The organism is Paenibacillus sp. FSL L8-0494 (genome assembly GCF_038003695.1).
GTDB lineage: Bacteria > Bacillota > Bacilli > Paenibacillales > Paenibacillaceae > Paenibacillus_AQ > Paenibacillus_AQ odorifer.
Genome location: NZ_JBBOPQ010000001.1, coordinates 3,977,754 through 3,991,323 on the forward strand (window position 1 = coordinate 3,977,754; position 13,570 = coordinate 3,991,323).

Genomic DNA, 13,570 nt, shown 5'->3' on the forward strand with positions numbered 1-13,570 from the left:
CTGATTGGAATTCAAAAAAAGTGGCCTTCTCTTTCGAGAGGACCACTAAGGTGTTTAATTATTTTCCAAAACATATTAAGCGTCTAAATGCTGTACGTTAAATAATCGCGCATAACTACCCTCTATCGCCATCAGCTGTTCATGCGTACCCCGTTCAGTAATTTCACCATTCTCAAGTACGACAATCTGATCTGCATGAGTAATCGTTGACAGTCTATGCGCTACAATTAGTGTAGTACGTTCCGAAGAAAGGGACTGCAGCGCTTGTTGAATTAAATGCTCCGATTCCAGATCCAGCGCCGAAGTAGCTTCGTCTAATATAAGAACCTTCGGATCCTTGAGAAATACCCTTGCGATAGCAACCCGCTGCTTCTGTCCTCCGGATAGCTTAACACCACGTTCTCCCACTTCTGTCTCATAACCCAGTGGCAGCTGCTCAATAAAATCATGCGCATTGGCAGCTTTTGCTGCTGAAATAACCTCCTCTTCCGTGGCGTTAGGATTACCGAATAAAATATTCTCACGCACAGATCCGCTGAATAAGAAATTATCTTGTAAGACCATACCGACAGACCTACGCAAGCTTTCCTGTGTTAATTCCTGTATATCATAACCATCCATTTGGAGGCTGCCTTTACTGATGTCATAGAATCTCGGGATCAAGCTTATAAGGGAGGACTTTCCTCCACCGCTCATTCCGACGAACGCAATGGTCTGTCCGGGCTGAATTCTCAAATTAATATCTTTTAAGACCCAATCATTCTCTTCGTTATATTTAAACCATACATTCTGAAAAGCAATCTCACCACGTGAATCCTTTAGCACTTTTGCTCCCGGCTTGTCTACAATATCATAAGGTTCATTCAGCAGCTCAAGCACCCGTTCAAGAGAAGCAGAGGCTTGTGTAAGCACCGTCGAGGAATTAATCAATCTCCGCAGCGGGGAATACATCCGGTCCAGATAGCCAAAGAAAGCTACAAAGGTACCTACTGTCAAATTGCCATGAATGACCTGATATCCACCATATCCGATGACCAAAAGAGGTGCTATATCTGTTAATGTATTAATAATTGCGAAGGTCATAGCGTTCCAGCGGGTTTGCGCCATCGCTTTTTTTAGAAAGTTACCGTTGATGTCTTCAAACTGCTTCTGATCCACTTTTTCCATCGTAAAGCTGCGGATGATTGATATCCCTTGAATCCGTTCATGGAGATAACCTTGGATGCCAGCCAGAGCCTGGGAACGATCTTTCGTTAACAGCTTAAGCCGCTTATACAATTTGTTAACAGCAATTGCGTAAAAAGGCAATACCGAGATAGACACGAGCGCCAGCACCGGATTTAAATAAAACATAAATCCCAAAGCAAAAACTAGCGTAAACGTGTCGAGCCATACATTCATCATGCCGACTTCGACCAAATTTTTGGTCTGCTCAACATCGTTAATAAATCTGGAGATGGCTTCTCCCACCTTGGTATTCTGATAATACCGCAGTGACAGCCGCTGTAAATGACTGTAAAGCTTATTTCGCATATCGAACAACACTTTACTTGTGATAAGCTGAGCAAAGTATTGGCGATAATACTCCACGGGTCCTCTTACGATAACAAATAAAATTAAGGCACCACCCAGAATAAGCATCAAATGTGATACCCGTTCCTCAATCCCCATGCTCGGGTTCATTAGGAGGTCATCAACCACGTATTTCAGAATCATTGGCAGTGTTAGCGGAATACTGAATTTGATCATGCCGATAAACAGCGTAAACACAATCAATTTCATATAAGGTCGTACAAAAGTAAAATATGATTTCCATTGCTTCACAGGAATATTCTTTCCCTTCTCTTTAGTGAGTTGCTAAGTACAGTTGACTTTTGCTCTCTACAGTGTTTTTATAATTTTAGATCATAAGTACAATTGCAGTACCGAACTTCAGGAGGATAACGATGTCTAGACAATTTGTGACGGAAGCCGTCATGATGGCGATTTACGGCCAGCTTCTCGTATCGAGCAGCCCTGTAGAATATATAGTGCCTTATACTACTGTGATGGAACTATACGAACTGCGAGACAGCGATGATCCGTTGATGAACCGTCCGGACGACGACAAGCATGTTAAGTTGAAGATTAGTGAGCTCATTGCTTATTTTGAAGAACCGCTCAACGCGAAGAAGATCAACCGCTGTTTAGCAGTGCCATGGGCGAAAAGCTCAGGTATTCTCCTTGGCGGGCAATCCAAAATCACCATCATTAACAGTATGGATACCGCTGTCTACGGTGAGATGTTCGATCCCATCGAAACAGAGCTTCTGCTGTCCTCACAACGTGAGAAAGTACCTATCCTAACGGATCAATTTGAATTGATTCAACGGATCATCGAGGGTGGAGTTCCAGTTCAGGTGTACGATATTGACGACTTCGACTTCGCTCTGGAGGAAGAAACCTCTCGCAATTTGCACTGATAACACCTATGTATTTCCAACTGGAATACCCTCATTTTTAAAGACAGCATTTGAAAAGCCCCTGCCTTTTGGCAAGGGCTTTTCCTGATTAAAATAAACAATCATTAAGACAACTATACCTGCACTTCGCCGGATACCGGCTTTGGTTCGTACTTATATTCAATGTCATCCTCTGACTCAGAGTATACGATAGATAGGTCATGACCTTCCATATACCACAAGTCCTGCTCCTCCATGTAGAACACAATATCATCCTGTTTGACCTGAATAGCTGGACGCCCAGGCGCTTCTGTAGCAATGCCCAGCGAAAAACCGGGGTGAAGTCCACCTCCCGAGCTATACCGGGGAAATAAACGAATATAGTCTCCATTCTTAAGGTCCAATTCTCTCTTAAACCAAGCTGCCGCTGCTTGACTAATTTCCATGTTCATTTCTCTCAGCTCCTTTGTATATTCTAATCATAACGAAAATAAGTCGATATTCAAACAACTTTATGCAATTAATGATTTCCCAATCCATTTAAAATTAAGTTTGACAAATTCGCGAACCGGATGATAAACTCTGAACATAACTAAACGTCTTCTAGTTATTACCAAATTAATGAAAGGGGTGAGCGCGGTGTTTACGAAGTTACAGCCATATTATTTTACTATTGTTGGAATTTTTACTCAACCGAATACCGAAGCAGCCCAAGTGATTAAGCCATCCTGAAGTTTTTGCGAGTCTTATGGACCGTATAACTTTAGTTCTTGAAGGTCTCTCACATGCTTGGTGCTGTAACGCACCGTGCGCATGATAGCTGTAAATTACAGGCATATCGTCCGTTTTCGGATGATATGCCTTTTTTGTTTGCTGAAGAGATAATCACTTGCGCTTTTATCAGCATCACAAGCAATCATTACAACCTGAAAGGAAGGGATTTACTTGTTCTCTGTTCTTCGCGATCTCGGCTGGTTTTTTCGCCGAGAAAAAAGGCGTTACCTGATTGGACTCATATTACTCATAGGTGTAGGCGTTCTTGAATTACTCCCTCCACGTCTGCTAGGCAATGCCATTGACGACATAGTACGCGGTTCGATTACTACAGCTTCGCTTGCCAAATATATCGGCATGATCTTTATTTTGCTGCTAGTTATTTATTGGATTACCTACATATGGATGCACAAACTTTTCGGAGGTTCCAACCTTGTTGAGCGCCTGCTGCGCTCCCGATTTATGAATCATCTTATGACTATGACACCCTCGTTCTTCGAAAAAAATAGAACTGGTGACCTCATGGCCCGGGCAACCAATGATATCAGAGCCGTCTCAGCTACCGTAGGATTCGGGATGCTTACACTGGTGGATTCTACAATCTACCTCACGGTTGTGTTGTTTGCGATGGGCTTTCTCGTGAGTTGGAAATTGACCCTTGCAGCAGTATTACCATTACCCCTAATTGCAATAGCTATGATTTTTTATGGTAAAGCTATTCATGATCGTTACAGCTTAGCGCAGGATGCATTCGGAGATATGAATGACCAAGTGCTCGAATCTGTCTCTGGTGTACGCGTAATCCGTGCTTATGTCCAAGAGCGTCTTGATGAAAAACGTTTCTCGGATATTACTGAAGATGTTTACAACAAAAATATGGCCGTAGCTCGTGTCGATGCTTTCTTCGAACCAACTATCCGCTTCTGCGTCGGACTCAGCTACATTATTGGTCTTACTTATGGGATTTACCTTGTATTCCGCAATCAGATCACACTGGGTGATCTAGTCTCCTTTAATATGTACCTCGGTATGATTGTATGGCCGATGTTCGCTATTGGAGAATTGATCAACATTATGCAGCGTGGTGGAGCTTCCCTCGAACGTATCGACGAGACGTTAAACTCCAAACCCGATGTTCAAAATGCTGCCCATCCTGTTCAAGTTCCCCACCCTACTCGAATCGAGCTTAACGATGTGACTTTCCGTTATCCTTCTTCGACGATAGACAATCTAGTCCATGTCAACTTAACCCTGAACCAAGGGCAGACATTAGGTGTAGTCGGGCGTACAGGAAGCGGGAAATCTACACTGCTCAAACAATTGCTCCGCGAATATCCGACAGGTAATGGAGAGATCCTTATCTCTGGCGTGCCTATTCAACAGATTTCCCTGGATCAGCTGCATAGCTGGATGGGTTATGTTCCGCAAGAGCAAATTCTTTTCTCCAAATCCGTTCGGCAAAACATTCAGTTTGGTCTAGACAACGCCGATGACGATACGATTATGCAAGCCATTACAGCTGCCGCTTTCCAGAACGACCTGGGCACATTGTCCGATGGTCTGGATACTCTGGTGGGTGAACGTGGTGTATCTCTCTCCGGTGGACAAAAGCAACGTGTCTCTCTGTCCAGAGCTTTTATCGCTAATCCTGATATTCTTATTCTGGACGATGCCTTATCAGCCGTTGACGCTCGTACGGAAGCTCAGATTATCGACAATATCCGGAATGAACGTGCCGGAAAAACCACATTAATCTCTACTCACCGTCTCTCCGCCGTCCAACATGCCGATATGATTGTTGTACTGGATAACGGACAAATCGTTGAGCGAGGTACACATCAGGAGCTGTTGGATTTGAATGGCTGGTACCGTGAACAATATGATCGGCAGCAAGTCGAAAATAACTTATCGAATGATTAAACTACAACCATAAATAAAAGAGCTACGACTACGCAAAACATTTTAGGAGGTGTCACGGTTGACACAAAGCACAGGCAAACGCCTGCTGGAATATGCATTGACCGCAAAGAAAACCTTTATCGCAGCCCTTCTGCTGCTTTCAATCGGGGTAGCGGCAGAGCTGGCAGGTCCATTTATAGCCAAAAGCATGATCGACAATCACATGCTGGCCATCGAGAAGCCCTATTTCAGCACCACGTCTCCCGATAAGGCGGCTGAATATAACAATAGTTTATACAAACGCGGCGATCGCTTTGAGCCTGGTGAAACTAAAGGCCAAGAAATTCGTGTTCTTCAAGCAGGGAGAAGTTTTTATTTTATTAACGAAGCTGTAACACAGCCTGACGGTGAACGAAAGTTCATCGATGGAGAGATGCATATCACCCGTGGTGATAACGAAGTTATCTATCCGGCGGTTAAGCTATCGGCCGATGAGCTGTTCGCTTTTTACAAACCTGAGCTTCCTGGAATCTATCAGTTGGTCGGAATGTATGCTATTTTTCTTGTAATCTCCATCTTTGCTGAATTCGGAAAAACCTACTGGCTGCAATCTTCGGCGAATCAGGTAATCCGGAAGCTGCGGACAGATGTATACGCACATATCCAGCGACTACCCGTTCATTTTTTTGACAATTTGCCTGCTGGTAAGGTAGTGTCGCGGGTTACAAATGATACCGAGGCGATTAAGGATCTATTCATTGCCGTCCTTTCCAATTTCAGCACCGGTATTATCAATATAACTGGCGTATATATCGCTCTGTTCTTACTTGATGTCCGTCTGGGTCTGATCAGCTTGTTCATTGTACCTATTCTTGTGCTGTGGATCGTGCTCTATCGCAAAATTGCGACCAAATACAATACGATCATTCGCTCACGTCTAAGTGAAATTAACGCCATTATTAATGAATCGATTCAGGGGATGTCAATCGTCCGGATATTCCGCCGTCAGAAGCAGCTTAGTGCAGAATTTGAGAACCTGAACGATGATTACTTGAAATATCAGAATAAAATGTTAAATCTGAATGCTTTCACGTCCCACAATCTGGTGAACTCACTTCGTAGTCTCTCTTTTGTGATGGTGCTTTGGTATTTCGGACATGGCAGTATTACTGGTTCAACCTTTGTATCCTTAGGCGTTCTGTATGCCTTTGTCGATGTGCTCGGACGTTTGTTCCAACCTATCACAGGTATGGTGAACCAGTTGGCGAACCTGGATACTTCTATGGTATCTGCGGGACGTGTGTTTACGCTTATGGATGAACCTGGAGAGAATGTTACGGACGGCTCCATGCCACGCTACAAAGGAAAAGTGGAATTTAAGAATGTATCTTTTGCTTATAAAAAAGACTACGTCCTTCGCGATATCTCCTTTGAAGCACGCCCGGGTGAAACTGTCGCTCTTGTAGGTCATACGGGTTCCGGCAAAAGCTCAATCATCAATCTGCTGTTCCGGTTCTATGATCCACAAAAAGGCGATATTACGATTGACGGTCAAAAGGTTACGGATATTCCGAAGCAGTGGCTGCGGAATCACATGGGCATCGTGCTGCAGGATCCTTACCTCTTCACGGGCACCATTGCTTCGAACGTCAGCCTAGGGGATGAACGAATTTCACGTGAACGTGTAGAACGTGCATTGCGTGAGGTTGGTGCGGATAAGTTGCTCGCTCATCTTCCACAAGGATTTGATGAACCGGTAATTGAGAAAGGAAGTACTTTATCTGCGGGTCAGCGGCAATTGATTTCTTTTGCGAGAGCTCTCTCCTTTGACCCAGCTATTCTTATTCTAGATGAAGCTACCTCCAACATCGATACAGAAACGGAAAGCGTCATTCAGGATGCGCTGGAAGTTCTCAAAAAAGGACGCACCACTTTCATCATCGCTCACCGCTTATCCACGATTCGCAGTGCAGATCAGATTCTAGTCCTACATCACGGAGAGATCGTAGAACGCGGTAGCCACGATGAACTGATGGCGCTTGGCGGAAGATACTTCCGTATGTACCAGCTGCAAGTAGGTGCCGCTGCTAACAGCTCTGACGATAACGCTGGCGCAAGCAACCGTCCAGCACTCGGAAACTTGCAACCCTCTCTTGAGAAAATGTAATTTACAACCCTGAGTCACTTCATTGTGATTCAGGGTTTTTTCCTGCTTGATCTTAGAACAGATGTTCTGTATTATGGAAATTAATACATATCCTTGGAGGAGTAAACGATGCTTACTTATAATCTGACTAAGAAACAAGCCAGGCTTTTTCTGCTATCTCATCAAAAGTTAACTGCCGGAGCTATCCCTTCCGGAAAACTTAGTATTTATGACTATGTTCGTCACGTAGGCTGCATCCAATATGACCCCCTTAATATTGCCGGCCATAATCATGAGCTGGTCCTCCAGGCACGGATTCCGGGATTTACGCCAGAACTGGTCCAAGAGCTTCTGTATAAAGACAGGTTGCTCGTTGATGGCTGGGACAAGAACATGTCTATTTATTGTACAGAGGATTGGCCTTATTTTAAGCGGAGAAGAACAGCTGCTGCCTCCCACCATCAGGCTAATGAGCCTGTAATGGTCGCTGTAGCACAGGTTCGTGAAGAGCTTCAGAAGCGTGGTCCCCTCTCCTCTTTGGATTTAGACGGAAAGGAGAAAGTAGATTGGGCTTGGGCTCCGACAAGATTATCACGAGCTGCAATGGAAAGCATGTACTTTTGGGGAGAGATTGTTGTCCACCATCGTGTACATACTCGGCGATATTATGATTTCGTTGAACGTTTGTTACCCTCAGAGCTGCTGAGTTCAGCCGATCCAAATGTCACGGAAGAACAATTTCACGATTGGTATGTGTTACGTAGAATAGGAAGTATCGGCTTGTTATGGAATAAATCTGGAGACGGATGGCTGGGCATATCCGGACTGAAGAGCAAAGAGCGTGCGGCGGCGATTCAGAGATTGCTGGAGAAGGATAGTCTCAGAGAAGTTTGGGTCGAGGGGATTAAGGTTCCGCTTTATATCCGCAGTATAGATGCTCCAACCTTGGAGTCTGTGATGCTGCAAGAATCTGAAGAGATTGGGCTTCAACCACGTGATTCATTTGCGGCTGTTTTGGCTCCGCTGGATAATTTGTTGTGGGAACGCGAGCTGGTTCGGCAATTATTCGGATTTCATTACCGCTGGGAGGTCTATAAGCCGGCAATAGAACGAGAATATGGTTACTATGTACTGCCAATATTATATAATGATCGTTTTGTTGGCAGATTTGAACCGGTGATGGATAAGAAGAAGCAAACATTGAATATTAACAATTGGTGGTGGGAACCTGGAGAAAGCCTAACACCGGAGATGATTCCGGCATTAGGCGAAGCTTTAACTGCACTCTCTCGCTGTGTTAGAGCTTCTTCGGTTCATTTTAGACCAGAGGTTGTAACAGCTTGCGGCTTAGAAGGATTATTACAATAAGTTTTCCTCCTCTAATCCAAGCTTCGTGAACATTTCTGTGCAGTAGCCTTGCAGTTTAACTTCAAGTCTACTTGCTTTATTTTTAAAACGTTTCAGCTCCCGAATCATTTTAGCTCTTCCGGCAGGCGTAAAGGTTTCCTGTATACGCTCTTTAAAGTAATCATGAACGATGTAATTACGTTGTTTCCACACTTCCTCCAACTGAGCGGTTTCTTGCTCCGAGAAAGGAAAATGATGTTGGATTTCTTTGATGAGTTGGCCGAGTGAATTGCTGAGTTTTCGCTGATAAAGGTCTGTCAGATCTGCTTCTGTTGGCGTTTTTCCTTGTGATAGCTTAGTAAGCAATAGCAAGTTGGTAAGCTGCTGCTCGAGGGCCTGTCCATAATAAACTGCCAGTCCAAAATAGGCGAATAACTCTTTCGATTGTTCACTCTCAGGTACATATGTATCCTTCATCTTTTCCCCCACTTCTGTATCCTTGTTCCTTTTATCTATACAAGTTATGTTTTGTTGTAATCCCTCTGTCTTGATCTGTACAAATAAAAACCGATAAGCAGTGTTATATATACTAATGCTTGTGCAAAGGAACCTAACAACTCCGCTAATGACAATGTATCAGCTTTCATCATGGCCTCCATTACAGGAGTTACTGGCGGCAACAACCAGATCAAAAAATGAAATATACCAGGCAAACTTTCGCTGATTTGTGCTCCACCCAGTGATAATACAACGATAGCTAATAACATACCTGTTGCGTGACTGCCTTTTTGAATCCAAGAAGATTGAAAGAATAGGGCAATAGCCACACCAAGCATACCCAACAATCCATGTCCTATAAGCGCTAGAATTAACCGATATGCCCCAGGTGATTCTGCGAAATGACCTGTTACCCAAGGATAAAGCACAATCAATAGATCTATCAGCAACGTTAGAAATGCAAGCGTTAAGATACCACCTGCACTATGTTTTGCCGCACTTCGCATGTGAACAACTGCAATCTGCCGATGAACAGCGTGCTCATGATTCAAAAAACTAAGACTCATCCAAGCGCAGCTTATAAAGAGCATTACTGCTGTAGCGGCATAGCTATTCATAACTGGATTGGGCTTATAAGAATACAATATCAAGACTGCAATCACAATCCCTGCTAACGGGCCGAAATAACGCTGAGATCGAGTATAACTTCGCAGCATGTAAACGATAAACGGATACACGTAAGACCCCCTGTTCAACTTCTAGGATTCATCCATTTTTCTAAGTCATGCGATCCTCCGCGAGGTTCTACCGATTGTATTGAACCACCCGACTCCAAGATAACCCGCAAAAAAGCATCTGATTCTGAACTTGTTACTGTCAATGCCGTACGTTCTATGTTACAACTATCCTTAAACGTATTTATTGCAATGAAACCTGCCATTTCCTTCAATTGCTGCAGTTTCTGAATCGACAGATTAGACAATAGTATGTATGTAGAGGGTTTAAAGTTCAGCTTCTCTGACCCCTGAATTGACTTTACAATTTTCCCTTCATGTATCACATGAACCTGATCCGCAAGCAATTCAATCCATTGGGGTTCATGTACAGAGAAGACTATAGCAGTACCCTTATTTCTCAAACCGATGAGAAGCTCAGCTAACTTATTCATTGATGGGAGATCAAGGCCCGACATAGGTTCATCAAGAAGCAGCAATGAGGGACTTCCCAGCAAGCTTTGAATCAAATTAATTTTTTGCAGCATTCCTTTGGAGAAGTTTAGCATAGACTGCTTGCGAAAGTGCTCCAGCTTAAAAAGTTGAAATAACGTTGTTAGCTCCTGCTCGATCAGGACTGGCGCAAGGCCGCTAATCTGTCCCATACTTCGCAAGTACTGTTCTGGGGTCAGCTTCAACCCTGGAAACATCTCAGGTGCATAACCAATTCTCAGATTTGAATCCTTACAACTCAGCTTTCCAGAGGAAATATGGACCAGTCCAGCTAAGATTGACAACAGCGTACTTTTGCCGGATCCGTTCCGTCCGATCAGAGCAGTTGCAGTCCCCTTTTCAATAGTAAACGATACTTCTTCCAATACGGGTCGGCGTCCATACTGTTTACTGATCTGTTCTAATTCTATCAGGGGAATAGCAACATCTATACTACCGCTGGCAAAGTTACGATCTACTAAGTTCGCCACTTAACATTCTCCCTTCATATCTACTGTTAATTCTCCGGTTCCCTACGAATTTCCTCTTCTAGGAATCAAAAAAATGAAAGAACTGCTATAGCAGCCCTTTCTAAAACTTCCTTTCTATCCAGTATTCCTCCCCTTTTTTTCTACCAGTAGCATTAATCAAACAGACCTGAATATAAAAAACCAGACTATTGCTATATTTCTACAGCAACAGTCTGGCTATTAGTTCATATATGAGAGTTAGGCTATACGTTCTTACGCATATACCTCAACAGCATCGCTAATCAAACGGCATGCCTCTGCAGCTTTACGGCAGGCATTAATACATTCTTGGCAGTGATTATGTATATGCTTGCTGCTCTCATCTGCGCATGCTTCACAAATCTCCGCACATAGTTTTAGAATTCCAGATACAAACGGACTTTGACGGGTCATTGCTTGAATGGCATAAGAACAAATATCCGCACATTCACGATCGAGTCGCATGCTCTCACGAAGTGATGCAAGATCATATTCTTTTAGGCTTGAGACATAGCTGTAGTTACAGGCATTCATACTTTCGAGACAAGCGTCAATGCACTCCTGATATTGAATTCGGGTCATAGCCTTCAACCTCCTGCATTTTTAATGGGTATGCCTTACTATTAACCTACAAGATTAGGAATGAACCACAGCTTCTTCTGAAGCAGAACGGATTACAGGCTTCTTTTGATCGTGCCAGGCCGAACTAAAATACGTCCTTCCATCTCCAGCAGCTTCGTGCGTAACTCACTGGATGAGAAGTGTTCCCCGATAAATACAGCTACGTCTGGGACTTCGCCTTGAGGTGTGATTTTCATAAAATCAGCTTCACGGTAAGCATATTGAAAAAGAAAACGACTGGAGGTGTCATTAAAGGTCACAATGCCTTTAGCCCTATAAACATCACGCGGAAGCTCCTTGACGAACTGTTCAAAGGTCTCGCTGTTGACAGGTCGTTTGAAGTAATGTGTGTATGCCATCACGTGATCATGAGAAGCATGGGTGCCTCCTAAAGGTAGTTGAGCTTCCTCATGCACTTGGATTTCGCTGTCGCTCTCTTCAAGCAGTGTATCCGTAAGAACTCCACCTGCACTACGCAGGAGCTCCTCTGTGTCGATCTCACAACGCTCCGCTGGCATAATCGGTGCATAAGAATTCCATTTTCGCAGAACAGTTGTGATCTCTTCCGCTTCATCTGCTGAGACACGGTCAGTTTTATTCAGAATCAAAACAGATGCGCAGCGAATTTGCTCCTGCATCAGTCGATAGGTTGCCCCCTGCTGCGCACGGTACAATTCGAGCAGATGCGCGGCGTCAACGACGGTGATCAAGCTTTTTAGCTCGACTTTTTGATACAGTGAAGTTTCGGTTACACCATCTACAATTTCCAACGGGTTCGCCGCACCTGTGGCCTCAATAACAACCACATCAGGTGATTCCTTCTTGATAAGAGTAGTTAGCTCTGTGCTAAGATCCCCTCGGATAGAACAACAGATACAGCCGCCGAGCAGCTCTGCCATAGGAACGGTTTGCTCAACCAGCAGCCCATCCAGGTTCACTTCACCCAGCTCATTCATCACTACGGCCGGGCGCAAGCCCTGATCTTTCCAATGTTCCAGCAGGCGCTGCAGCAGGGTAGTTTTGCCGCTTCCCAGAAATCCTGACAATATATACACAGGTACAACCTGTTCCATGATTCATCGCTCCTTGCAAATTACGGGTATGGTAGCGAGTTTACTACATGATGCCAAAGCACGCAAGCGGCACACCTATAACCTCAAAAGAATAGCGATTGATAACAAAACTTGTCTTTGCCTTCCCCATACCCTATCATGAGAACATCTCTAATTTAGGAGCTGATCTCATTGTCATCCGTTGAAGAACATCGGAAGGAAGCACCACAATCCGTTTCCTGCTACATCATTACCGTCTCAGACACCAGAACTACTGAAACAGATACCGGTGGAGCATTAATCAAATCCATGCTCGAGGCTGCCGGGTATGAAGTTATTGGTCATACCATTATCAAAGACAACTATCAGGACATTCGTGAACTACTCTATAAAAACGCTGATCACACTGAAGTTGAGGCCGTGTTGCTGACAGGTGGAACAGGAATCTCTCCCCGTGATACCACCTACGAAGCAGTTTCATCCTTGCTTGATAAAACGCTACCGGGCTTCGGTGAGATTTTTCGAATGTTAAGCTACACAGAGGACATTGGTTCGGCGGCAATCCTTAGCCGGGCAATTGCAGGTACGATTGGCAACACAGCTGTTTTTTCTATGCCCGGCTCCACTGGAGCCGTTAAATTGGCTATGGAACGGCTCATTATCCCGGAGCTTCGTCATGTAATGCGAGAGATATACAAACAATAATCCCACCCATTTTTTTATAAACTAGACAAATAACCAAGCACGCCTTTGTTCTGTGCGTATAATACGGTAAGTTCACACACAAAGGAGCTGAAGGAAATGTCAGAAGGATGTCCAAAATGCCCGGCCCAAACTGTCACTGACCCACCTAAGGTGGTTTATCAAGATTACTACCACCCTCAAGTTGTGAATGTTATTCACCCGGTAGAAATCGTTAGACGCCATCACTGTGTCCCAGTTCCTCGTCATTGCTACACCTATTCTGTTAAAGATATCATGTGCGATAACTCCATGATGCCTAGAGGCAGAAGATAACTCTACTTCATAACTCTATCAAAAGAATCCTATAAGTGAGAGAAACATCCATGTCCATCGC

General features: G+C 44.1%; 12 protein-coding genes. 5 read left to right on the forward strand and 7 right to left on the reverse strand.

Going from position 1 to position 13,570, the window contains the following annotated elements; translation table 11 throughout:
- Nucleotides 1-75: 75 nt before the first annotated feature.
- Complete coding sequence (locus NYE35_RS18140) at nt 76-1,824, reverse strand: ABC transporter ATP-binding protein (RefSeq protein WP_076200789.1); 1,749 nt, start codon at nt 1,822-1,824, stop codon at nt 76-78.
- A gap of 122 nt (nt 1,825-1,946) precedes the next feature.
- On the opposite strand from NYE35_RS18140, the gene NYE35_RS18145 reads away from it, so the two are divergent.
- Nucleotides 1,947-2,462 (forward strand): hypothetical protein, encoded by a 516-nt coding sequence (locus tag NYE35_RS18145; protein WP_038571616.1) that lies wholly within the window; start codon nt 1,947-1,949, stop codon nt 2,460-2,462.
- A gap of 113 nt (nt 2,463-2,575) precedes the next feature.
- On the opposite strand, the gene NYE35_RS18150 is transcribed toward NYE35_RS18145, so the two are convergent.
- Nucleotides 2,576-2,893 (reverse strand): HesB/YadR/YfhF family protein, encoded by a 318-nt coding sequence (locus tag NYE35_RS18150; protein ID WP_094903204.1) that lies wholly within the window; start codon nt 2,891-2,893, stop codon nt 2,576-2,578.
- Nucleotides 2,894-3,386: 493 nt separating this feature from the next.
- On the opposite strand from NYE35_RS18150, the gene NYE35_RS18155 reads away from it, so the two are divergent.
- The 3 genes from NYE35_RS18155 (at nt 3,387) to NYE35_RS18165 (ending at nt 8,628) form a co-directional block, all read left to right on the forward strand.
- Nucleotides 3,387-5,135 (forward strand): ABC transporter ATP-binding protein, encoded by a 1,749-nt coding sequence (locus NYE35_RS18155; protein WP_076273304.1) that lies wholly within the window; start codon nt 3,387-3,389, stop codon nt 5,133-5,135.
- Nucleotides 5,136-5,193: 58 nt separating this feature from the next.
- Nucleotides 5,194-7,281 carry an ABC transporter ATP-binding protein gene (locus NYE35_RS18160; RefSeq protein WP_036688022.1) on the forward strand — a complete coding sequence of 696 codons (2,088 nt, stop codon included), beginning with the start codon at nt 5,194-5,196 and terminating at the stop codon, nt 7,279-7,281.
- Nucleotides 7,282-7,389: 108 nt separating this feature from the next.
- Nucleotides 7,390-8,628 carry a winged helix-turn-helix domain-containing protein gene (locus tag NYE35_RS18165; protein WP_076275250.1) on the forward strand — a complete coding sequence of 413 codons (1,239 nt, stop codon included), beginning with the start codon at nt 7,390-7,392 and terminating at the stop codon, nt 8,626-8,628.
- Here NYE35_RS18165 and NYE35_RS18170 read toward each other — a convergent pair.
- The 5 genes from NYE35_RS18170 to NYE35_RS18190 all read right to left on the reverse strand — a co-directional run bounded on the left by NYE35_RS18170 (nt 8,620) and on the right by NYE35_RS18190 (nt 12,513).
- Complete coding sequence (locus NYE35_RS18170; RefSeq protein WP_038571625.1) at nt 8,620-9,084, reverse strand: hypothetical protein; 465 nt, start codon at nt 9,082-9,084, stop codon at nt 8,620-8,622. The two genes, NYE35_RS18165 and NYE35_RS18170, sit on opposite strands and share 9 nt — an antisense overlap.
- 44 nt (nt 9,085-9,128) lie before the next feature.
- On the reverse strand, nt 9,129-9,842 hold the full coding sequence (locus NYE35_RS18175) for a hypothetical protein (RefSeq protein WP_076103966.1): 714 nt from the start codon (nt 9,840-9,842) through the stop codon (nt 9,129-9,131).
- Nucleotides 9,843-9,856: 14 nt separating this feature from the next.
- Nucleotides 9,857-10,801, reverse strand: a complete 945-nt coding sequence (locus tag NYE35_RS18180; protein ID WP_076275251.1) for an ATP-binding cassette domain-containing protein — start codon at nt 10,799-10,801, stop codon at nt 9,857-9,859.
- Between the two features lie 252 nt (nt 10,802-11,053).
- Nucleotides 11,054-11,401, reverse strand: coding sequence for a four-helix bundle copper-binding protein (locus NYE35_RS18185; RefSeq protein ID WP_036688030.1), 348 nt, complete (start codon nt 11,399-11,401; stop codon nt 11,054-11,056).
- A 92-nt stretch (nt 11,402-11,493) separates the two neighbouring features.
- Entirely contained in the window at nt 11,494-12,513 is a 1,020-nt protein-coding gene (locus NYE35_RS18190) for a CobW family GTP-binding protein (RefSeq protein WP_341121819.1), read from the reverse strand.
- Nucleotides 12,514-12,678: 165 nt separating this feature from the next.
- Between NYE35_RS18190 and NYE35_RS18195 the strand changes: the two genes are divergently transcribed.
- The gene (locus NYE35_RS18195; RefSeq protein ID WP_036688034.1) at nt 12,679-13,197 is read left to right on the forward strand and encodes a MogA/MoaB family molybdenum cofactor biosynthesis protein; all 519 of its coding nucleotides are present in this window, start codon (nt 12,679-12,681) and stop codon (nt 13,195-13,197) included.
- Nucleotides 13,198-13,570 lie beyond the last annotated feature (373 nt).